The organism is Bradyrhizobium sp. 63_E2_N1_3 (assembly GCF_052076005.1).
Classification (GTDB): Bacteria; Pseudomonadota; Alphaproteobacteria; order Rhizobiales; family Xanthobacteraceae; genus Bradyrhizobium; species Bradyrhizobium barranii.
The window spans coordinates 4225727-4247509 of the sequence record NZ_CP197235.1; the positions used below are offsets into that span (position 1 = coordinate 4225727).

The following is a 21783-nucleotide window of genomic DNA, read 5'->3' on the forward strand; positions in this document are numbered from 1 at the left end:
TTCAGGTCAGGTGTTTGGGGGGCGGAGAGTCGGTGTCGGGCGCAATGCCGAGCAGCGCAGGCTCACGCTGCGGGATCGGTGCGGCAACGATGTCGGCGGCGGATCCAGGCTGCAGCGGCTGCGCGACGGCGACCGAGAAGCAGCCGTGGCAGTGATGGCCGCCGAAGGCCTTGTGATCGCCATGGCCCGCAGAACCGTCTTCGACAATCGAGGCGATCTCCGAGCCGCCGGAGGGGCTGGTGACATCGATGTCGTGCGCGCCATGGAGCGCGCCCGACAGCAGATAGCTGATTGCGAGACACGCAGCCAACAGCCCGCGCCAGTTGCGCAGGCGAAACAATCTGATCGGGCGGCGGATCGCAGTCACGAAGTCACTCTGGTTACGTCCGGGTTCGTAGCATGGCGACCGGAACAGTGTCGACCCGCAATAATGTTAGGTGTGGGGAGCTGAACGTCGCACCCGCATGTGTCCATGCGATTGCAAGCAGCGACGTCCGTTCATCGCCATCGTTGCGGTCCCATGGTAAGATAGAAACGACGAGAGGGAGCTCGGAATGCCCGAAGAGTCTTGCTGCTCGCACGATGCGTGCTGCGGGGAAGCCGCCAAAGCCCGTGTGGAGGAAGTCGCCGCGTCAGGTTGCGCCGACTGCTGCTCGGCGGGCGTTCCGGTCTTCGACGGGCTCGATCCGCGATACAAGCGCGTGCTGTGGACCGTCATCGCCATCAACGCGGCGATGTTCGTGAGCGAAATGGCGGCGGGCCATTTGGCCGGCTCCCAGGCGCTCAAGGCCGACGCTCTCGACTTCCTCGCCGACACGGTCACCTACGGCCTGAGCCTTTCGGTGATCGGCGCGAGCATCAAGACGCGTGCCACCGCCGCGTTGTTCAAGGGGTTGTCGCTCAGTGCCATGGCCGCCTGGGTGTTCGGGTCAACGCTCTATCAGACCCTGGTCCTGGGGCTCCCGCGTGCGGAGCTGATGGGAGCGATGAGCCTGGCCGCCCTGGCAGCGAACCTGACTTCGGTTCTCCTGCTCGCGCGCTACAAGGACGGCGATGCCAACGTGCGCTCGGTTTGGCTCTGCTCGCGCAACGACGCGATCGGCAACGTCATCGTGATGGTCGCTGCCATCGGTGTATTTGGAACCGCGACGGCATGGCCCGATCTGGCTGTCGCTGCGGTAATGGCTGGAATCTTCCTGACCTCGTCGCTGCAAATCTTGCGGCAAGCATGGGCAGAGTATCGCGGCGGGCAAGCTGCCGTGACTGCCTGAGGGGGGCCTTTGCGCGCGATCCAAACGCGGAAAGGCCCCAGCCCGGGGCTGACCGGCTGAGGCCTTATGTGCTCACATTCTCATCCTTGGGACTTGAGACGCTAACGCGCCCCGTACTGGATCGTTCCGCAGGGCTCGGAATTATTTTGCCCTGCTGCCGGGAGGTGCGGCGTTCCTACGCCTTCTCCTCCCAGATCATCGCGAGATGCACGATCGTCTGCACCGCCTTTTCCATGTCCTGCCGGCTGACCCATTCGAGCCGCGAATGAAACGCGTGCTCGCCGGCGAAGATGTTGGGGCAGGGCAGGCCCATGAAGGACAGGCGCGAGCCGTCGGTGCCGCCGCGGATCGCGGTGCGCATCGGGCGCAGGCCGGCGCGGCGGATCGCCTCGATGGCGTATTCGAGGATGTGCGGGTGACGGTCGATCACCTGCTTCATGTTGCGGTACTGCTCCCGCACGTCGAACTTGTAGGTCGAGCGCGGATAGTCCTTCATCACGTCCTTGACGATGTTCTCGAGCAGGACTTCCTTCTCCTTCAGCCCCTCCTCGGTGAAGTCGCGCACGATGAAGGACAGCGTCGCCTGCTCAAGCGCGCCGTCGATGCCGATCGGATGCAGAAAGCCCTGCTTGCCTGACGTCGTCTCGGGCGAGCAGCCTTCCTTCGGCAGCCGCTCGACGATGGCGGCTGCGATCTTGATCGCGTGCTCCATCTTGCCCTTGGCGTAGCCGGGATGGGCGCTGACGCCGTTGATGGTGATGGTGGCGCCGTCGGCCGAGAAGGTCTCGTCCTCGACGCTGCCGGCGCTCTCGCCGTCCATGGTGTAGCCGAAATCGGCGCCGAGCTTCTTCAGGTCGACATTGTCGACGCCGCGGCCGATCTCCTCGTCCGGCGTGAACAGGATCTTGATGGTGCCGTGCTTCACATCGGGGTTGTTGATGAAGAAATGCGCGGCATCCATGATCTCGGCGACGCCGGCCTTGTTGTCGGCGCCCAAGAGCGTGGTGCCGTCGGTGGTGATGATGTCGTTGCCGATCTGGTTCTTCAGCGCGGGATGTTCAGTGAAGCGGATCACCTGGCTGGTATCGCCCGGCAGCGTGATATCGCCGCCGCGATAGTCCTTCACCAGCTGCGGTTTGACGTCCTTGCCGGTCACGTCGGGCGAGGTGTCCATGTGCGAGCAGAAGCAGATCACCGGCACCTTCTTGGTCGTATTGGCCGGGATCGTTCCGTAGACGTAGCCGAAGTCGTCGAGATGCGCGTCGGCGACGCCCATGGCCTTCAGCTCGGCGGCGAGCACGCGGCCGAGATCTTTCTGCTTCTCGGTCGAGGGCGAGGCCGGGGATTCCGGATCGGACTGGGTGTCGATGGTGACGTAGCGCAGGAAGCGTTCGGTCACGGTGTGCGAAAAGGAGAGGGAGGACATTTCTGGTCAAACCGCCGGGTCTTGGGGAAGCAAGGCTTGGGGGAAGCAGGCGGTATATCAGAAAAGCGGGCCGTGATGCGGCCGAACGAAAGCGGATCAGGCTTAACGAAACGTAGCTGCTAGATCGCTTCCTTGAGCTCCTTGACCGGGCGGAAGGCGACCTTCTTGCTGGCCTTGATGTGGATCGCCTCGCCGGTGGTGGGGTTGCGGCCGGTGCGGGCGGCGCGCTTGCGGACCTGGAGGATGCCGAGCCCGACGATGCGGACGCGGTCGCCCTTCTTGAGGTGTTTGGCGATCAGATCGACCATGTCGGTCAGGACGGCCTCGGCGTGCTTTTTCGAGAGGTCCTGGCTCTCCGCGACGTCAGCGGCGAGGTGCTTGAGCGTGATGGTGGCGGGAGCGGCTGCCTTCTTCGCCGAATCCTTCTTGGCCGAATCCTTCTTAGCCATGTCTGGCCTCCTCAATGACAGGGAAGCCCCGGAAAAGCCGGTAAAGCGTGGGGATCCCTCCAAGTCCTGGAAGGCGTAGACGATTCGGGCGCGGGCTGACTATGCCACGAGTTCCCGGCAGACGCCGGCAATGCCGCGAAAGGCTTCGAGAAGTTCGGGCTAAGACTATGAAGGGATTGCCAAAATGGCGCGAGAGACGGGGCTCGAACCCGCGACCTCCGGCGTGACAGGCCGGCGCTCTAACCAACTGAGCTACTCCCGCGTGGTTCGCTGAAAGCGCGCGGAACGAGGGGGGACTTAAAGGCGGGGCTTGGTGAAGTCAAGGACGTTGCGCTTTGTCAGGACGCATCGGCTAAGCATTGCTCTGGAAAACGAAAAAGGCCGCCAGGCGGCGGCCTCTGTCAGCCCGAAACAGGGCGTGTCAGCGAATCTCCGACGTGCCTGCGCTGGTCACGGCCACCGCCTTGCCGGCCTTGATCACGTGGGCCGATTGGGCGGTCTGGCTGTAATCGACGTTGGTGCGGGCTGCGATCCCGAAGCCGGCGACCAGAATACCAGCAACCAGCGCCACCACCACGATCTTCAGGTGGGTGCCACGATCAGCCGAGTGAATTGAGTGGTTCATATAAGCCTCCCGACGGGCTTAGCCGCCGTCTATGGGCTCATGTCTTAAGGACCATCTGTTTCCGGATGGTTTCGCGGGTTCCGCAAAATGGTTTCATTAATACGCCCGCTTGGTTTCGCCGGGCTGGCGGCCGGAACAGGTCTCAGGCGGCCGCCCGGCCGATATCGTCCCGGATCGAACGGGCTGCCCAGACGAACAGCAGGGCGCCCAGTGTGGTCGTGATCGCCGCCGAGAGCAGGGAATAGCGCACCGCGTCCGCGCCATAAGTGCCCTTCAGGGCGTCGTTGACCATGCCGACGGCAAGCGGGCCGACGCCCTGGCCGAAGCAGGTGGCGGTGAGCGCGATCAGGGCGGAGGCGAGCGCCCGCATGCTTGGCTTGGCCACCGTCTGCGCGATCGCGAAGATCGGCCCGAGATGGAAGCCGACTAGGAACGAGGTCAGCGCCAGCATGGCGACCATCATCGAGAAATCCTGCGTCAGCATGCACAGCGCGAACACCGGGCCGGCCAGCCCTGAGGTGATCGCCGGCGCCCACAGTTTCCAGCGGTCGTCGCGGCGGCTGATTTGCGCCACCACGAAGCCGCCGAGCAGGGTGCCGGCCATGCCGGCGAGCCCCTTGAAGGTGCCGGCATAGGTGCCGATCTCGGCGCTCGACAGATGGTGCACGCGGGCCAGGAACGGCGGGATCCAGGCCGCCGTTGCGTAGTTCGTGTAGGTGGTGAGGCAGAAGCCGATCAGCACGATGATGAAGCTCTGCTGCGAGGCCAGGAAGCGCAGTGTCGGCCCGAGCGGCTCGGGCACGAAACTCTCCTGCATCGCGCCGCGCTTCGGCTCGGAGATCGTCAGCCACAGAATCAAAGCGAGCAGGATGCCGGGCAGGCCGGCGACATAGAACGCCATCCGCCAGCCATAGTGCTGGTTGACGTAGCCGCCGATGAAATAGCCGAGGAAGACGCCGAGATAGGTGCCGATGGCGTAGATGCCGAGCGCGCGCGGCCGCTCGTTCTTGGTGAAGAGATCGGCGACGATCGATTGCGAGGCGGGCGAGCCCGCGGATTCGCCGATGCCGACGCCGATGCGCGCCAGCGCCAGCGAGGTCACGCTCGAGGCCGCCCCGCACAACGCCGTCATCGCACTCCAGAACGCAAGGGCCACCGCGACGATGTTGCGCCGGTTGAGCCGGTCGGCGACGCGCGCGATGGGAATGCCGAGCAGGGAATAGAACAGTGCGAAGCCGAAGCCCGCGAGCAGGCCCATCATGGTGTCGCTGAGCTGAAACTCCTTCTTGATCGGCTCGATCAGGACGTTGAAGATCGTGCGGTCGAGGAAGTTCAGCGCATAGATGATGGTGAGCAGGCCCAGCACGTAATAGCGCCGCGCCGGGGGCTTTGCCGCCGCAGTCGTCTGCACCGACATCTGTGACGTCACATCGACCATCGCATCCCCCCAATCTGTCTTTGTTATCGTTGCCGGTCCAGCCCTTCGTGGGGCTGGTCGAGAGCGTTTTCGAGCGAAGTCGATACCGGTTCGCGTGAAGAAAACGCGCCAAAAAAACTCAGCCTTCGCGGATGTAATTCCCCGCTTCGAACTCGACCGGCGCAGCACTTGTATCGAACGACACGCCGATCGGATCGCGGTCTGCCTCCATCGCCTCCAGTTGCTCGCTCAGCATGCGCCGGATCATCAGGATGCCGCGGTCGCTCTGGCCGAAATGCTCCTCGGAGTGGATGGTCTGCCGGCCCTGGCCGACCTGGGCCTCGTAGTCGCCGGGGAATTGCTGGTGCTCGGCTTCCGTCATGTCCCACCAGAATTTGCCGTTGAACTTCGAGCGCATGCGGCCGATGTCGCCGGAAGTCTTGACGCGGCCGGCGACATAGATGCGGAACGAGGTGTCGTCGATCGGCAACGTCCAGCCGATCGACTCGACGCGGGCGAATTGCGCCACGCGCGGATTGGGCACGACGCGCAAGGTGGGAAGGGCGGCTTCGGTGACGCGGTAAAACACCTTGCCGTCGTCCTGCTTGCGGATCGAGCGCACGGCGATGCCGCGCGGCGTCTTGTCGAACTTCACCTCCGGCATCGAGGCCATCATGTTGGTGAATTGCGGCCCCGAGAACGAGCCGTGCAGCACCGGCACGTGATAGGGATCGACCACGTTCTCGAAATGCTGCAGCCAGTTGCAGGGGATGATCGCGGGGCCGCCGCCGCCGATCGAGGAGTCGTCGGCCTCGACGAACTCGCCGTCGTCCATGTTTTCCAGGCATTCGTAAGCCGGCAGCACCGGGCGTTTCTCGGCCGGTCCCATATAGGCGAAGATCAGCCCGTAGCGCTCCTCGACCGGGTACCAGGGCTGGCGCACCTTGTCCTTGAACTGGCCGCCGTCGGGCTCGCAGGGCTGCTCGAGGCAGTGGCCTTCGGCGTCGAACTTCCAGCCGTGATAGCAGCAGCGGATGCCGTCTTCCTCGACCTTGCCATAGTAGAGCGTGGTGCCGCGATGGCAGCAGCGCGCGTGCAACAGGCCGGCGCGGCCGTGCTTGTCGCGGAACAGCACCAGATCCTCGCCGAGCGCGCGCACCTTCTTCGGCGTGTCGGTGGCATCGCTGACCAGCCCGACCGGATGCCAGTAGCGGCGCAGCAACTCGCCCATCGGCGTGCCGCGAGCGACCGAGGTGAGCTCGGTGCGCGTGTGCGCCGGCTTCATCGCATAGGCGGTGCCGAGATCGCGATCCCGCTGGGTCATCGTCATGCTGTTCCTCCCGCCGCTGGCCTTGGGTGGCCGGGTCGTTTTGATGCGTTGACCCAGTGAAAAATAATTCGATGACAATGTCAACGATACTCCAGAATGCCTCTTAATCGCATTTGGAAACAGGTTGGGGAGGTTGCGCTACCATCGCTTGGCACGCCCCGGCTTTCTTGGCAGAGGTGGATCATGAGCCAGACATCGAGCAGGGACGGGCACGCATCGCCCGATGCGGACGAAAGCCACTCGCCGGCGCCGATCACCGTGATGCTGTCGTCACGGCTGATGGTGCTCGCCAATTTGCTCAAGCGCGGCGCGATCCTGCGCTACAAGCGCCTCGCCGGATTGTCCTCGGTCGAGTTCGGTCTGGTCGCCTCGCTCGGTCGCCGTCCGCCGATGAGCGTGGCGCGGCTCGCCGAAGCCGTCGGCCAGGACAAGGGCCAGATCAGCCGCGCGCTCGCGGAACTCGTCTCGCGCAAGCTGATCGCGAAGTCGGCGAACCCGAAGGACAGCCGCGAGGTGCTGGTCGCGCTGACCGCGGCAGGGCTCGCCGCGCATGATGCAATCGTCGAAGGCGCGCAGGAGCGCAATCGGCAATTGCTGGAACAGTTGAGCAAGGACGAGTTCGAGACGCTGCTGGCGCAGATCGACCGTCTCACGGCGACAGCCGAGAAGATGCTCGAGGCCGAGAAAGTTTCACGCTGATCTCGCAGCAATCTCCGGAAATATTGGATCGCTTCTAAGAGTTCTTCTAAGACCTTTTCAATTAGGGAATTCGCGCGTGCTCACCTAAGCGTCACCGCAAACGCATGCCGTTGGGGGAACGATGGCATGACGTAAGCAAATAGACACTTGGGGTGCGCGTTGAACAGTCTTCGTATGCTGCGGTCGGCCGTCTTGGCGACCGCGTCCGCTTTCGTATTGGTGCCGCAGGATTCACTCGCACAATCCTCGGCGCAAGGCGGTGCGCAAAACCTGCCGTCGGTCACCGTCACCGCGCCGGAAGCACGACGCCGCGCACCTGCTGCGGCCGCCCGCCGCGTGGCGCGGCCGTCGGCAGAGACCGCCGTCAGCCGCAGACCGCTTCAGCAGCGCAATGTCGGCTTCGTCGAGACGCCGCGCGGTCCGGTGAATGGCTACGTCGCCAACCGCAGTTCGTCGGGTACCAAGACCAACACGCCGATCATGGAGACGCCGCAGTCGGTGTCGGTGATCGGCGCCGAGCAGATCCGCGACCAGAAGCCTAACAAGCTCGACGAGGTCCTGCGCTACACCGCGGGCGTGCGCGCCGGCACCTTCGGCGCGGACACGCGCAACGATTGGTGGCTGATCCGTGGCTTCAAGTCCGACGACATCGGACTGTTCCTCGACGGCATGCAGCTGTTCTACACGGCGTATGCGAGCTGGAGGCTTCCGCCGTTCAACATGGAGCGCGTGGAGGTGCTGCGCGGTCCGTCGGCAGTGCTTTACGGCGGATCGAGCCCGAGCGGCATCGTCAACGTCATCAGCAAGATGCCGCCGACGGAGCCGATCCGCTACGTCGAGACCGGGGTCAACAATTTCGGCAACGCCTATGTCGGCTTCGATGTCGGCGGCCCGGTCGCGACGCAGCCCGAAAACGGCAAGCTGTTCTACCGCGTCGTCGGCCAGGTGCAGAACGGCCCGACCCAGGTCAACTTCACGCCCGACAACAACTACTTCATCGCGCCGTCCTTCACCTGGAAGCCGGATGCCGACACCAGCTTCACGGTGCTTGCTTCGGCGTCGAAGACCGACACTCGCGGCATCAACTTCCTGCCTTACCAGGGCACGGTGACCAACGCGCCGTTCGGCAAGATACCGACCAGCTTCTTCCTCGGCGATCCCAGCGTCGACAAGTTCACGCGCGAGCAGGAGATGCTGGGCTACCTGTTTGAGCGCAATCTCACCGATGATCTGACGTTCCGGCAGAATGCGCGCTTTGCGCATATCGACCTTACCTATCGTGGCTACATCGGCAACGGCTGGGACAACATCAACACCGCCACTCTCGGCCGCTACAATTGGTATGCGAAGGACACCGCCAACCAGGCCAATCTCGACAACCAGCTGGAGTACCGCTTCAACACCGGACCTGTCCGGCACACGATGCTGTTCGGGGTCGATCTGAAGGGCTACCAGATCGACGACTACCAGATATTCAATTTCGGCACCGTTCCGTCGATCAACGTCTTCAATCCCGCCTATGGCGTCAACGTCCCCCTGACGGGCGCGCCGTTCCGCAACTTCCTGATCACGCAGAAGCAGGCCGGCACCTATCTGCAGGACCAGATGAAGCTCGGCAACTTCACGCTGGTGCTGAGCGGCCGCAACGACTGGGTCGAGACGACGCAAGCCGCCCGCGACACCGGCGCGACGATCGCCAGCCGCGATGACAGCAAGTTCAGCGGTCGCGCCGGGCTGATCTACAATTTCGACAACGGCATTGCGCCCTACGTCTCCTACGCCACCAGCTACAATCCGGTGATCGGTCTCAACGCCGCCAACCAGCTGTTCCTGCCGGAGACCGGGCAACAAGCCGAGATCGGCGTGAAGGTCGCTCCGAAGGGCTTCGACGGCTATTTCACGGCCTCGGTCTTCGACCTCAAGCGTCAAAACGTGTCGACCACTGCGGGCACGGTGTTCCTGCAGAACCAGACCGGCGAGGTGACCTCGCGCGGCATCGAGCTCGAAGCGGTCGCCAACGCCACGAAGGAGCTGAAGCTGATCGGCGCCTTCACCGCCTATCATCTCTTCAACAGCAGGGACCTCGATCCGTCCCTGGTGGGCAAGACGCCGACCAACACGCCGGAGCTGCTGGTCTCGGGCTGGGCCGACTACACCTTCAAGGACGGTCCGCTTGCCGGATTTGGTTTCGGCGGCGGCGTGCGCTATGTCGGCTCCTCCTGGGCCGACCCCGCCAACACCCTCGAGGTTCCCGCGGTGGTGCTCGGCGATCTCGCGCTCCACTACGAATGGCAGAACTGGCGGACGGCGCTCAACGTGATCAACGTAACCGACAAGATCTATGTCGCGAGCTGCTCGTTCCCGACGTCATGCTTCTACGGCGACCGCCGGCGCGTCACCGCCAGCGTCTCCTACAAGTGGTAGGCACCGGCGAGGGGAGGGCCTCGTGAAGGCGCGCACGGTCAGGCTCTGGTCAGTGGTCCACACCTGGACCAGCCTGATCTCGACCGTCTTCCTGCTGCTGCTCTGCCTGACCGGCCTGCCGCTGATCTTCCATCACGAGATCGATGAGCTCCTGGGCTACGCCCCCCAGCCCGAAGCTCATGCGGGCGCGGCGCGTGCGACGACCCAAGCCGTCGCCGACGCCGCGCTCGCCACCGATCCCGGCCGGGTGCTGCAATATATCGCCTGGGACAAGGACGAGCCCGGCATCGTGACCGCGTTCACCAACAGCGCCGTCGACGGGCTGCCTGACAACACGACCGTGCGCGCGTTCGATGCGGTGTCGACCAAGCTGCTCGGACCGGTCGGCGTCGGGCCGATGCTGATCATGCTCAAGCTGCATACCGACATGTTTGCCGGCCAGCCCGGAAAACTGTTCCTCGGCGGGATGGGCCTGCTGTTCGCAATCGCCATCATCTCCGGCGTGGTGCTGTACTGGCCGTTCACCCGCCGACTGCGCTTTGCCACCATTCGCGGCCACGCCTCGCGCCGCGTGCGCTGGCTCGACTGGCACAATCTGATCGGCGTGGTGACGGTGGCCTGGGCGCTGGTGGTTGGCCTCACCGGCGTCGTCAACACCTGGGCAGAGCTGATGCTCAACCAGTGGAAGGCCACCGAGCTTGCCAGCATGGTCGCGCCCTATGCCGGCAAGCCGCCGCCGTCGCATCTGGCTTCGCTCGACGACGTCGTGGCGCGCGCGAGGCAGACGGCGCCCGGGATGGAGGTTGCCTTCATCGCGTTTCCGGGAACGCCGTTCACGTCGTCGCACCACTTCGCTGCCTTCATGCGCGGCGACACGGCGCTGACGGCGCGGCTGCTCAAGCCGGTCCTGCTCGACGGCGAAACAGGGGAGGTCGCCGACAGCCGGGCGCTGCCGGTCTATCTCCAGGCGCTCCTGATCTCGCAGCCGCTGCATTTCGGCGATTATGGCGGGTTGCCGCTCAAGGTGATCTGGGCCGTGCTCGACATTCTCACGATCGTTGTGATCGGCAGTGGCCTCTATCTCTGGCTGGCACGGCGGCGCAAGCGCGCGCCCGCCCGGACCGACGCATTCGCCAGACGAACCCCGGTCCCGTCGTGATGCATGGCTCCTCTGACCGCTCGGGCCTGTGGATACGTGTCTTTGCTGCACCCATCCTGCTCGCGGCTGCGACCATCACCGGCCTGCTGGCTGCGCTGCTCTGGGGAACGGTCGGCCAGTATGTCGCCTGGGTGACGGTGGGAGCCCCGGTGCTGGTCATTGCCTGGGTCTGGGTGCGCTGCCGCACCCAAAAAACCGGGCAATTATCGCGGACGACACGCGGCAAATAGCTGCCTCGGCCCGTGTGCCGCAATCCTCGAACGGCTGCCCTGCAAAACTGTGGCCGCCCTTGCTGGGATTGGCGATCTGCTCCATACCAGCCGCGGGGCGATTCCGGGATTTCTATCGTTCTGGGGGCGGTAAAGGGCCTAAAAAGAGCGTGTCTTGCGCCCATTGGTGCACTGCGCTAAGGCTCAGAACAATTCCAAACTGGACGAATCCGTGGCTGTCCCGAGGCTGCGGGAAAAAGGGCTCGTCAATGAGCGGCATTCTGCAGAACTATCTTCCACTCGTCGTCTTTATAGGGGTAGCGGGCCTCATCGGCCTCGTGCTGCTGATCGCGCCCTTCATCGTGGCGTTCCAGCAGCCGGACCCGGAAAAGCTGTCGGCGTATGAGTGCGGTTTCAACGCCTTCGACGACGCTCGCATGAAGTTCGACGTCCGCTTCTATCTGGTCGCCATCCTCTTCATCATCTTCGACCTCGAGGTGGCGTTCCTGTTTCCCTGGGCGGTGGCGTTCGGCAAGCTTGGCGCGACCGGCTTCTGGTCCATGTTGGTGTTCCTCGGCGTGCTCACGGTTGGGTTCGCCTATGAATGGAAGAAAGGAGCACTGGAATGGGATTGAACCCTGCATCGTCCACAGGTCCGGTCGTCGCGCCGGCCCCCAATGGCATCCTTGATCCGTCGACCGGCAGGCCGGTTGGCGCCAACGATCCGTTTTTCCTCGAGGTTAACTCCGAGCTGTCCGACAAGGGCTTCTTCGTGGCCGCGACCGACGACCTCATCACCTGGGCCCGTACCGGCTCGCTGATGTGGATGACCTTCGGTCTCGCCTGCTGCGCGGTCGAGATGATGCAGGTCTCGATGCCGCGCTACGACGTCGAGCGCTTCGGCTTCGCCCCGCGCGCCTCGCCGCGCCAGTCCGACGTGATGATCGTCGCCGGCACGCTGACCAACAAGATGGCGCCTGCGCTGCGCAAGGTCTACGACCAGATGCCCGAGCCACGCTACGTCATCTCGATGGGCTCCTGCGCCAATGGCGGCGGCTACTACCACTATTCCTATTCGGTCGTGCGCGGCTGCGACCGGATCGTGCCGATCGACATCTACGTGCCGGGCTGCCCGCCCACGGCGGAAGCGCTGCTCTACGGCGTGCTGCTGCTGCAGAAGAAGATCCGCCGCACCGGCACCATCGAACGCTAAGGTTTTACGTCATGGACGACGCCAAGCTCGACGCCCTGGGGCAGACGATCGTTAGCGCACTTCCGGGCGCCGCCATCGGTCATTCGGTTGCCTTCAACCAGCTCACGGTGGATGTCGAGGTCAGCAAGATCGTCGAGGTGGTCAAGTACCTCCGCGACGATCCGAAATGCCGGTTCATCAACTTCACCGACATCACGGCCGCAGACTATCCGTCGCGCGAAAAACGCTTCGACGTGATCTATCACTTCCTGTCTCCGACCCTGAACGCGCGGATCCGCCTCAAGGCCCAAGCCGACGAGACCACGCAGGTGCCGTCGCTGATCGACGTGTTCCCCGGCGCCGACTGGTTCGAGCGCGAGGCCTACGACCTCTATGGCGTGTTCTTCGTCGGTCACCCCGACATGCGCCGCCTGCTGACCGATTACGGTTTCGAGGGCCATCCGCTGCGCAAGGATTTCCCGACCACCGGTTTCGTCGAGGTTCGCTACGACGACCAGGAGAAGCGGGTGGTGTACGAGCCCGTCCGGCTCAACCAGGAATTCCGCAAGTTCGATTTCCTCTCGCCGTGGGAAGGGGCGGACTATCCGCTTCCCGGTGACGAGAAGGCGGGACCGAAGGTCTGATCATGAACGAGCAACCCGAACAGCTTCGCAATTTCACCATCAACTTCGGGCCCCAGCATCCGGCTGCGCACGGCGTGCTGCGTCTGGTCCTGGAGCTTGACGGCGAAATCGTCGCCCGCGTCGACCCCCATATCGGCCTGCTTCACCGCGGCACCGAGAAGCTGATCGAGCAGAAGACCTATCTGCAGGCGATCCCGTATTTCGACCGGCTCGACTACGTCGCGCCGATGAACCAGGAGCACGCCTTCTGCATGGCGGCTGAGAAGCTGCTCGGCATCGAGGTGCCGCGCCGCGGCCAGCTGATCCGCGTGCTCTATTGCGAGATCGGCCGCATCCTCTCGCACCTCCTCAACGTCACCACGCAGGCGATGGACGTCGGCGCGCTGACCCCGCCGCTGTGGGGCTTCGAAGAGCGCGAGAAGCTGATGGTGTTCTACGAGCGCGCCTCGGGCAGCCGTATGCACGCAGCCTTCTTCCGCGTCGGCGGCGTGCATCAGGACCTGCCGCAGAAGCTGGTCGACGACATCGAGGCCTGGTGCGATCCGTTTCTGAAGGTCGTGGACGATCTCGATCGTCTCCTCACCGCCAACCGCATCTTCAAGCAGCGCAACGTCGACATCGGCGTGGTGCCGCTCAAGGAAGCCTGGGAGTGGGGTTTTTCGGGCGTCATGGTGCGCGGCTCGGGCGCGGCCTGGGACCTGCGCAAGTCGCAGCCCTATGAATGCTACGCCGAGATGGATTTCGACATCCCGATCGGCAAGAACGGCGACTGCTACGATCGCTACCTGATCCGCATGGAAGAGATGCGCCAGTCCGTGCGCATCATGAAGCAGTGCATCCAGAAGCTGAACGCAGCCGACGGGAAGGGGCCTGTCGTCGTCGAAGACAACAAGGTCGCGCCGCCGCGCCGCGGCGAGATGAAGCGCTCGATGGAAGCGCTGATCCACCACTTCAAGCTCTACACCGAAGGCGTCCACGTGCCGGCCGGCGAAGTCTATGCCGCGGTCGAGGCGCCGAAGGGCGAGTTCGGCGTCTATCTGATCTCCGACGGCACCAACAAGCCCTACAAGTGCAAGATCCGCGCGCCGGGCTTTGCGCATCTGCAGGCGATGGACCACATCTGCCGCGGCCATCTGCTCGCCGACGTCTCGGCGATCCTCGGCTCGCTCGACATCGTGTTCGGAGAGGTCGATCGGTGATGGCGCAGGCGCCAATCCAGTTTGACCGTGCCTCGGGGGCCCTTGAAGGGGCCAACCTGTGGGAGCGGACGGCTGCCTTGGCGCTGGTGACGGGATCGAAGATCTCCTCGCACTTCTCGCACATGGGCTACATCGCCTGCGCCAACCTGCTGCGGAAAACGCTGCCCGAGCGCAATATCGCGATCAGGCTCAATCCCGACGCCGTGTTCGAATTCCCCTACGGCGACGGCTACTGGAGCAAGCTGCTCAACCGCTCCTACAATTACGAGGACGAGCTGGAGGTCCTGTTCGCCGACTCCATCGACGTCGACTACACGCTGCTCGATTGCGGCGCCAATTACGGCTACTGGTCGGTGCTGGTCTCGAGCAAGCCGTTCGGATCGCACAAGGCGATCGCGATCGAGCCGTCGGGGCAGAACTATACGAAGCTTGCCAACAACGCTCGCGTCAACGGCAACCGCTTCGAGACCCTGAAATGCGCGATCGGCGCGGCGCGCGGTACCGCGCGGCTGTCAGGCACCAAGCATGAGGCCTTCAGCATCGCTGGCGCACCGTCGGCGGGCGGTGAGGACGTGCCGGTTCTCGCGCTCGACAATCTCATCGATGACGGCAAGGTGGCGGCCCACGGCAAGTACCTGATCAAGCTCGACGTCGAGGGCGTCGAGATCGAGGCGATCAAGGGCGGCGCCCGGCTGCTTGAGACCGACAGCGTTATCATGTGCGAGGAGCACGGCAGCGACCGCTCTCATGCGGTGTCGCGCTTTATCCTCGAACAGACGCCGCTGAAGCTGATCGTGTTCGATCCGCGCAGCAACCGGATGGAGACCGTGACCGAGCTGTCGATCCTCGACCGCATCAAGGTCTCGACCCACGTCGGCTACAACGTTTTCGGCACCGCAAGCGCATTCTGGCAGGACAGGATCGATGCCCTGAATGCGAAAACCGCGCGCCGTATGCAGTGAGAGATAAGAGATGTCCGTTCGCCGATTAGCACCGAAGGAAGTCCAGCCCGCGAGCTTTGCGTTCACGGAGGAGAACCTCGCATTCGCCAAGCAGCAGATCGCGAAATATCCGGCCGGCCGGCAAGCCTCCGCTGTCATCGCGATCCTCTGGCGCGTCCAGGAACAGCACGACGGCTGGGTGTCGGAAGCCGCGATCCGCGCCGTCGCCGACTTGCTCGACATGCCCTATATCCGCGTGCTTGAGGTCGCGACCTTCTACACGATGTTCCAGCTCGCCCCCGTCGGCAAGAAGGCCCACGTCCAGGTCTGCGGCACCACGCCGTGCCGCCTGCGCGGCGCCGAGGATCTCATCCACGTCTGCGAGCACCGCATCCACCACGAGCCGTTCCATCTGTCCAAGGACGGCAATTTCAGCTGGGAAGAGGTGGAATGTCTCGGTGCCTGCGTGAATGCGCCGATGGTGCTGATCGGCAAGGACACCTATGAGGATTTGACCAAGGAAACCTTTGGCAAGGTGCTCGACGGCTTCGCCTCGGGCAATCCGCCGAAGCCCGGTCCGCAGAACGGCCGCCAGTTCTCGGCGCCGACGGGTGGGCCGACCACGCTGAAGGAGATCACCTGATGCGCGATCTCCCCGCAATTGGAGGGAACGAGGCCGTGAACAAATGGGGCTTCGTCGCCATGCATGCCGCGGTCGCGGCCGCCTTCATGTTCCTGCTGCAGCGCTTCGTGATGAACGCGACGCAGGAGAGCAGCCTACTCTGGGCGCTGACCTTCGCCGTCTGCGCCGCCGGACTTGCCTACAAGCAGTCCAATCGTTGATCGGAAAGCACTGAAATGCTCGAGGACAAGGACCGCATCTTCAAGAACCTCTATGGCCTCCACGACTGGGGGCTCGAGGGCGCGCGGCGCCGCGGCGCCTGGGATGGTACGAAGAATATCATCGACAAGGGCCGTGACTGGATCATCAACGAGATGAAGGCGTCGGGCCTGCGCGGGCGCGGTGGCGCCGGCTTCCCGACCGGCCTGAAATGGTCGTTCATGCCGAAGGAATCGACCGACGGCCGGCCGAGCTATCTCGTCGTCAACGCCGACGAATCCGAGCCCGGCACCTGCAAGGATCGCGAGATCATGCGGCACGATCCGCATCTTCTGATCGAAGGCTGCCTGATCGCGAGCTGCGCGATGAACGCGCATGCCTGCTACATCTATGTCCGCGGCGAGTTCATCCGCGAGCGCGAGCATCTCCAGGCCGCGATCGACCAGGCCTATGAGGCGAAGCTCGTCGGCAAGGACAATGTCAACGGCTGGCCGTTCGACATCTACGTCGCGCACGGCGCCGGCGCCTACATCTGCGGCGAGGAGACCGCGCTGCTCGAAAGCCTCGAAGGCAAGAAGGGCCAGCCGCGCTTGAAGCCGCCGTTCCCGGCCAATGTCGGCCTGTTCGGCTGCCCGACCACCGTCAACAACGTCGAGTCGATCGCGGTTGCGCCCGACATCCTGCGCCGCGGTGCGGCCTGGTTCGCCGGCATCGGCCGTCCGAACAATGTCGGCACCAAGCTGTTCTGCATCTCCGGCCATGTCGAGCGGCCCTGCAACGTCGAAGAGGCCATGGGCATTCCGTTCCGTGAGCTGATCGAGAAGCATTGCGGCGGCATCCGCGGCGGCTGGGACAACCTCAAGGCCGTGATCCCCGGCGGCTCGTCGGTGCGCATGGTGCCGGCCGAGCAGATCATCGACACGCCGATGGATTTCGACTCCCTGAGCAAGCTGCGCTCGGGTCTCGGCACCGCGGCCGTGATCGTGATGGACAAGTCGACCGATTTGATCCGCTCCATCGCCCGCATCTCCTATTTCTACAAGCATGAGAGCTGTGGCCAGTGCACGCCATGCCGCGAAGGCACCGGCTGGATGTGGCGCGTCTTGACCCGCATGGCCGACGGTCGCGCCCACAAGCGCGAAATCGACATGCTGCTCGAAGTCACCAAGCAGGTCGAAGGCCACACCATCTGCGCGCTCGGCGACGCAGCCGCCTGGCCGATCCAGGGCCTGATCGCGCATTTCCGTCACGAGATCGAAGCGCGCATCGACCAGTATTCGCACAAGGCTGACATCGACGATATCGGCGTCCGCGATCCCGTGAACATGGTCGCGGCGGAGTAAGAGACATGACCAAGCTCATCATCGACGGCAAAGAGATCGATGTCCCCGCCGAGTACACGCTGCTCCAGGCGTGCGAAGCTGCGGGCGCCGAGATTCCGCGCTTCTGCTATCACGAGCGGCTGTCGATCGCCGGCAATTGCCGGATGTGCCTCGTCGAAGTGAAGGGCGGCCCGAAGCCGGTCGCAAGCTGCGCCTGGGGCGTGCGCGATTGCCGTCCGGGCCCCAAGGGCGAGCCGCCGGAAATCTCCACGCGTTCACCGATGGTGAAGAAGGCGCGCGAAGGCGTGATGGAATTCCTTCTCATCAACCATCCGCTGGATTGCCCGATCTGCGACCAGGGTGGCGAGTGCGACCTTCAGGACCAGGCGATGGGCTATGGTGTCGACACCAGCCGCTTCGCCGAGAACAAGCGCGCCGTCGAGGACAAGTACCTCGGCGCGCTGGTCAAGACCTCGATGAACCGCTGCATCCAGTGCACGCGCTGCGTCCGCTTCTCGGCGGAAGTCGCCGGCGCGCCCGAGATGGGCGCCACCGGCCGCGGCGAGGACATGGAGATCACGACCTATCTCGAGCACGCGCTGACGTCCGAATTGCAGGGCAATCTCGTCGATATCTGCCCGGTCGGCGCGCTGACCTCGAAGCCCTATGCTTTTGCGGCGCGCCCGTGGGAGCTCGGCAAGACCCAGTCGATCGACGTGATGGACGGCATCGGCTCGGCGATCCGCGTCGACACCCGTGGCCGTGAGGTGATGCGCGTGCTGCCGCGCATCAACGAGGCCGTGAACGAGGAGTGGATCTCCGACAAAACCCGCCACGTCGTCGACGGCCTGCGCACGCAGCGTCTCGACCGGCCCTATATCCGCGAAGCCGGCAAGCTGCGGGCGGCGAGCTGGCCGGAAGCCTTTGCCGCGATCGCCGCGAAGGCGGCGCGCACCGACGGCAAGCGCATCGGCGCGATCGCCGGTGACCTCGCCGGCGTCGAAGAGATGTTCGCGCTGAAGGACCTGCTGGCCAAGTACGGCTCGGGCAATCTGGCGGTGCAGGGCGGCGACGCCTTCGATCCCGCGCTCGGCCGCGGCTCCTACATCTTCAATCCGACGCTGGTCGGCGTCGAGCAGGCCGATGCGCTGCTCATCATCGGCGCCAATCCGCGCAAGGAAGCGGCCGTGTTCAACGCCCGCATCCGCAAGCGCTGGCGCGCCGGCGGCTTCAAGGTCGGCGTGATCGGCGCCAAGCTCGACCTGACCTACGACTATGATCATCTGGGTGCAGGCACCGACACGCTTGGCGAGCTCGCGGCCGGCAAGCACTCCTTCATGGACGTGCTGAAGAACGCCAAGAACCCGATCATCCTGGTCGGCGCGGGCGCGACCTCCCGTCACGACGGCGCCGCCATTCTTGCCGCCGCCGGCAAACTCGCGCTCGATGTCGGCGCGGTGAAGGACGGCTGGAACGGCTTTGGCGTGCTGCACGAGACCGCCTCGCGCGTCGGTGCGCTCGATGTCGGCTTTGTCGCCGGTAGCGGCGGGCTGAACGCGGCGCAGATGACGACCTTCGGCACGCTGGACCTGTTGTTCCTGCTTGGCGCCGACGAGATCAAGCCGTCGGACGGCACCTTCGTCGTCTATATCGGCACCCATGGCGACCGCGGCGCGCATCGCGCCGACGTCATCCTGCCGGCGGCCGCCTACACCGAGAAGTCCGCGATCTACGTCAACACCGAAGGCCGCGTGCAGATGACCGGCCGTGCCGCGTTCCCGCCGGGCGAAGCCCGCGAGGACTGGGCGATCGTCCGCGCGCTGTCGGAGGCGCTCGGCAAGAAGCTCGGCTATGACTCGCTGTCGGCGCTCCGCCAGGCGATCTTCAAGGCCGTGCCGCACCTGATCCGTCTCGACCAGATCGAAGCCGGCGCCGCCGACCAGATCAAGAAGCTGGCGGGGAAGGGCGGCTCGCCGGAGAAGGCGCCGTTCAAGCCGGCGATCGAGGACTTCTATTTGACCAACCCAATCGCGCGTGCGTCCGCCGTGATGGCGGAATGCTCGCGGCTTGCCTCCGGGCAGATGCTGACCGCAGCGGAGTGAGCCGATGGAATTCTTCGAAAGCGCATTCTGGACCGGTTTCCTCTGGCCGCTGATCATCATGGTCGCGGAGAGCGTCCTGGTGCTCGTCGTCCTGCTGGTCGCGATCGCCTACATCCTGCTCGCCGACCGCAAGATCTGGGCGGCGGTGCAGATCCGCCGCGGCCCGAACGTGGTCGGCCCCTGGGGCCTGCTGCAGTCCTTCGCTGACCTGCTGAAGTTCGTGCTGAAGGAGCCGATCATCCCGTCCGGCGCCAACAAGGGCGTGTTTCTCCTTGCTCCCTTGGTCTCATGCGTGCTCGCGCTCGCGGCTTGGGCGGTGATCCCGACCAATCTCGGCTGGGTGATCTCCGACATCAATGTCGGCGTGCTCTTCATCTTCGCGATCTCGTCGCTGTCGATCTACGGCATCATCATGGCCGGCTGGTCGTCGAACTCGAAATACCCGTTCCTGGCCGCGCTGCGCTCGGCGGCGCAGATGGTGTCCTACGAGGTCTCGATCGGCTTCGTCATCATCACCGTGCTGCTCTGCGCCGGCACGCTGAACCTGTCGGCCGTGGTCGAGGCACAGCATGCCCGCGGCCTTGCCAGCCTGATCGGGTTGCCGCAGCTCACCATCCTGAACTGGTATGTGTGGCCGCTGTTCCCGATGTTCGTCATCTTCTACGTCTCGGCGTTGGCGGAAACCAACCGTCCGCCGTTCGACCTCGTCGAAGCTGAATCAGAGCTCGTCGCCGGCTTCATGGTCGAGTACGGCTCGACGCCGTATCTGCTGTTCATGCTCGGCGAATATGTCGCGATCGTCACGATGTGCGCGCTGGCGACGATCCTGTTCCTCGGAGGCTGGCTGCCGCCGGTGGATCTGCCGCCCTTCAACTGGGTGCCGGGGATCATCTGGTTCTCGCTCAAAGTGTTCTTCATGTTCTTCCTGTTCGCGATGGCAAAGGCGATCGTGCCGCGCTACCGCTACGACCAATTGATGCGCCTCGGCTGGAAGGTTTTCCTGCCGCTGTCGCTGGCGATGGTGGTCGTGGTGGCCGGTGTGCTGCATTTCGCCGGCATCGCGCCGAAGTGAGGGCCGTCATGGGTATCAACATCAACGCCACCGCACGCTCGCTCCTGCTGTCGGAATTCGTCTCGGCGTTCTTCCTCGCCATGCGCTATTTCTTCCAGCCGAAGCCGACGCTGAACTATCCCTTCGAGAAGGGCCCGATCTCGCCGCGCTTCCGCGGCGAGCATGCGCTGCGCCGCTATCCGAACGGCGAAGAGCGCTGCATCGCCTGCAAGCTGTGCGAAGCCATTTGCCCGGCGCAGGCCATCACCATCGAGGCCGGCCCGCGCCGCAACGACGGCACCCGCCGCACCGTGCGCTACGACATCGACATGGTGAAGTGCATCTATTGCGGCCTCTGCCAGGAGGCCTGTCCGGTCGACGCCATCGTCGAAGGTCCGAACTTCGAGTTCGCGACCGAGACCCGCGAGGAACTGTTCTATGACAAGGCCAAGCTGCTCGCCAATGGCGACCGCTGGGAACGCGAGATCGCGAAAGCGATCGAGCTCGACGCGCCGTACCGGTGAGATGAGAGCATGATCCTTCCCGCGCTGTTCTTCTATCTCTTCGCCGGCGTCTGCGTCGCCTCGGCGGTGATGGTGATTGTCTCGCGCAATCCCGTGCACTCCGTGCTGTACCTGATCCTGGCCTTCGTCAACGCCTCCGGCCTGTTCGTGCTCATGGGCGCCGAATTCCTCGCGATGATCCTGATCGTCGTCTATGTCGGCGCCGTCGCGGTGCTGTTCCTGTTCGTGATCATGATGCTCGACGTCGACTTCCTCGAGCTGCGCGAGGGCTTCATCGAGTACCTGCCGGTGGGCCTCGTGATCGGCGGCATCTTCCTGTTCGAACTGCTGCTCACCGTCGGCTTCTGGGTCATCAACCCCGGCGTCTCCAAGACGATCACGGCGGCGATCCCGACCAATGTCAGCAACACCGAGGCGCTCGGGCTCGTGCTCTATACGAAGTACATCCACTACTTCCAGCTCGCGGGCATGGTGCTGCTGGTCGCCATGATCGGCGCCATCGTGCTGACGCTGCGCCACAAGGCGAACGTGAAGCGGCAGGACATCAACGTTCAGAATGCACGCACGCCCGAGATGGCGATGGCGATGCGCAAGGTGGCGTCGGGGCAGGGGCTCCAGGACAGCGACGCGGCGGAGTGGGTGAAATGACGATCGGGCTCGGACATTATCTGGCGGTCGGCGCGATCCTGTTCACGCTCGGGATCCTCGGCATCTTCCTGAACCGCAAGAACATCATCGTCATCCTGATGTCGATCGAGCTGATCCTGCTCTCGGTCAACATCAACCTCGTCGCGTTCTCGACCTTCCTCGGCGACATCGTCGGCCAGGTCTTCGCATTGCTGGTGCTGACTGTTGCGGCCGCGGAAGCCGCGATCGGTCTCGCCATCCTGGTGGTCTATTTCCGCAACCGCGGCTCGATCGCGGTTGAGGACGTCAATCTGATGAAGGGCTGAGCTCA

General features: G+C 64.2%; 24 protein-coding genes and 1 tRNA gene. 18 read left to right on the forward strand and 7 right to left on the reverse strand.

Going from position 1 to position 21783, the window contains the following annotated elements; genetic code table 11:
* Position 1 precedes the first annotated feature (1 nt).
* On the reverse strand, positions 2–367 hold the full coding sequence (locus AB7531_RS20085; protein WP_063982966.1) for a hypothetical protein: 366 nt from the start codon (positions 365–367) through the stop codon (positions 2–4).
* Positions 368–554: 187 nt separating this feature from the next.
* On the opposite strand from AB7531_RS20085, the gene AB7531_RS20090 reads away from it, so the two are divergent.
* Complete coding sequence (locus AB7531_RS20090) at positions 555–1271, forward strand: cation transporter (protein WP_071913348.1); 717 nt, start codon at positions 555–557, stop codon at positions 1269–1271.
* 175 nt (positions 1272–1446) lie between these two features.
* Here AB7531_RS20090 and pepT read toward each other — a convergent pair whose 3' ends face one another.
* The 6 genes from pepT to AB7531_RS20120 all read right to left on the reverse strand — a co-directional run bounded on the left by pepT (position 1447) and on the right by AB7531_RS20120 (position 6518).
* Complete coding sequence (pepT, locus tag AB7531_RS20095; RefSeq protein ID WP_063982967.1) at positions 1447–2697, reverse strand: peptidase T; 1251 nt, start codon at positions 2695–2697, stop codon at positions 1447–1449.
* A gap of 119 nt (positions 2698–2816) precedes the next feature.
* A complete protein-coding gene (locus tag AB7531_RS20100) occupies positions 2817–3146 on the reverse strand; it encodes an HU family DNA-binding protein (protein ID WP_063982968.1) in 330 nt (109 codons plus the stop codon).
* Positions 3147–3331: 185 nt separating this feature from the next.
* A tRNA-Asp gene (locus AB7531_RS20105) sits at positions 3332–3408 on the reverse strand.
* A 159-nt stretch (positions 3409–3567) separates the two neighbouring features.
* Positions 3568–3771 carry a hypothetical protein gene (locus AB7531_RS20110; RefSeq protein ID WP_063982969.1) on the reverse strand — a complete coding sequence of 68 codons (204 nt, stop codon included), beginning with the start codon at positions 3769–3771 and terminating at the stop codon, positions 3568–3570.
* 142 nt (positions 3772–3913) lie between these two features.
* A complete protein-coding gene (locus AB7531_RS20115; protein WP_063982970.1) occupies positions 3914–5209 on the reverse strand; it encodes a spinster family MFS transporter in 1296 nt (431 codons plus the stop codon).
* A 118-nt stretch (positions 5210–5327) separates the two neighbouring features.
* Complete coding sequence (locus AB7531_RS20120) at positions 5328–6518, reverse strand: aromatic ring-hydroxylating dioxygenase subunit alpha (protein ID WP_063982971.1); 1191 nt, start codon at positions 6516–6518, stop codon at positions 5328–5330.
* A gap of 183 nt (positions 6519–6701) precedes the next feature.
* On the opposite strand from AB7531_RS20120, the gene AB7531_RS20125 reads away from it, so the two are divergent.
* From AB7531_RS20125 to nuoK, 17 genes are all read left to right on the forward strand, one after another.
* Positions 6702–7217, forward strand: coding sequence for a MarR family winged helix-turn-helix transcriptional regulator (locus AB7531_RS20125; RefSeq protein WP_038943030.1), 516 nt, complete (start codon positions 6702–6704; stop codon positions 7215–7217).
* A 174-nt stretch (positions 7218–7391) separates the two neighbouring features.
* A complete protein-coding gene (locus AB7531_RS20130; protein ID WP_063982972.1) occupies positions 7392–9641 on the forward strand; it encodes a TonB-dependent siderophore receptor in 2250 nt (749 codons plus the stop codon).
* A gap of 22 nt (positions 9642–9663) precedes the next feature.
* The gene (locus AB7531_RS20135) at positions 9664–10800 is read left to right on the forward strand and encodes a PepSY-associated TM helix domain-containing protein (protein ID WP_063982973.1); all 1137 of its coding nucleotides are present in this window, start codon (positions 9664–9666) and stop codon (positions 10798–10800) included.
* A complete protein-coding gene (locus AB7531_RS20140; RefSeq protein ID WP_063982974.1) occupies positions 10800–11030 on the forward strand; it encodes a hypothetical protein in 231 nt (76 codons plus the stop codon). Before AB7531_RS20135 ends, AB7531_RS20140 begins: the two co-directional genes overlap by 1 nt.
* Positions 11031–11278: 248 nt before the next feature.
* The gene (locus tag AB7531_RS20145; RefSeq protein WP_063982975.1) at positions 11279–11644 is read left to right on the forward strand and encodes an NADH-quinone oxidoreductase subunit A; all 366 of its coding nucleotides are present in this window, start codon (positions 11279–11281) and stop codon (positions 11642–11644) included.
* Entirely contained in the window at positions 11635–12222 is a 588-nt protein-coding gene (locus AB7531_RS20150; protein ID WP_063982976.1) for a NuoB/complex I 20 kDa subunit family protein, read from the forward strand. The genes AB7531_RS20145 and AB7531_RS20150 overlap by 10 nt, the downstream gene beginning before the upstream one ends.
* A gap of 11 nt (positions 12223–12233) precedes the next feature.
* Entirely contained in the window at positions 12234–12845 is a 612-nt protein-coding gene (locus AB7531_RS20155; protein WP_166342015.1) for an NADH-quinone oxidoreductase subunit C, read from the forward strand.
* Positions 12846–12847: 2 nt separating this feature from the next.
* Positions 12848–14044, forward strand: coding sequence for an NADH-quinone oxidoreductase subunit D (locus AB7531_RS20160; RefSeq protein ID WP_063982978.1), 1197 nt, complete (start codon positions 12848–12850; stop codon positions 14042–14044).
* The gene (locus tag AB7531_RS20165) at positions 14044–15006 is read left to right on the forward strand and encodes an FkbM family methyltransferase (RefSeq protein WP_063982979.1); all 963 of its coding nucleotides are present in this window, start codon (positions 14044–14046) and stop codon (positions 15004–15006) included. The genes AB7531_RS20160 and AB7531_RS20165 overlap by 1 nt, the downstream gene beginning before the upstream one ends.
* Positions 15007–15016: 10 nt before the next feature.
* The gene (gene nuoE / locus AB7531_RS20170) at positions 15017–15628 is read left to right on the forward strand and encodes an NADH-quinone oxidoreductase subunit NuoE (RefSeq protein WP_028149052.1); all 612 of its coding nucleotides are present in this window, start codon (positions 15017–15019) and stop codon (positions 15626–15628) included.
* The gene (locus AB7531_RS20175) at positions 15628–15828 is read left to right on the forward strand and encodes a hypothetical protein (RefSeq protein WP_028149053.1); all 201 of its coding nucleotides are present in this window, start codon (positions 15628–15630) and stop codon (positions 15826–15828) included. The genes nuoE and AB7531_RS20175 overlap by 1 nt, the downstream gene beginning before the upstream one ends.
* Before the next feature lie 15 nt (positions 15829–15843).
* Positions 15844–17169: an NADH-quinone oxidoreductase subunit NuoF gene (gene nuoF, locus AB7531_RS20180; RefSeq protein WP_014494861.1), complete on the forward strand. Its 1326-nt coding sequence runs from the start codon at positions 15844–15846 to the stop codon at positions 17167–17169.
* A 5-nt stretch (positions 17170–17174) separates the two neighbouring features.
* Positions 17175–19250 carry an NADH-quinone oxidoreductase subunit NuoG gene (nuoG, locus tag AB7531_RS20185; RefSeq protein WP_063982980.1) on the forward strand — a complete coding sequence of 692 codons (2076 nt, stop codon included), beginning with the start codon at positions 17175–17177 and terminating at the stop codon, positions 19248–19250.
* 4 nt (positions 19251–19254) lie between these two features.
* Positions 19255–20322: an NADH-quinone oxidoreductase subunit NuoH gene (nuoH, locus tag AB7531_RS20190; protein ID WP_063982981.1), complete on the forward strand. Its 1068-nt coding sequence runs from the start codon at positions 19255–19257 to the stop codon at positions 20320–20322.
* A gap of 14 nt (positions 20323–20336) precedes the next feature.
* Complete coding sequence (nuoI, locus tag AB7531_RS20195) at positions 20337–20825, forward strand: NADH-quinone oxidoreductase subunit NuoI (RefSeq protein ID WP_027529879.1); 489 nt, start codon at positions 20337–20339, stop codon at positions 20823–20825.
* Between the two features lie 9 nt (positions 20826–20834).
* The gene (locus AB7531_RS20200) at positions 20835–21473 is read left to right on the forward strand and encodes an NADH-quinone oxidoreductase subunit J (protein WP_028149057.1); all 639 of its coding nucleotides are present in this window, start codon (positions 20835–20837) and stop codon (positions 21471–21473) included.
* A complete protein-coding gene (gene nuoK, locus AB7531_RS20205; protein WP_008547737.1) occupies positions 21470–21778 on the forward strand; it encodes an NADH-quinone oxidoreductase subunit NuoK in 309 nt (102 codons plus the stop codon). The genes AB7531_RS20200 and nuoK overlap by 4 nt, the downstream gene beginning before the upstream one ends.
* Positions 21779–21783 lie beyond the last annotated feature (5 nt).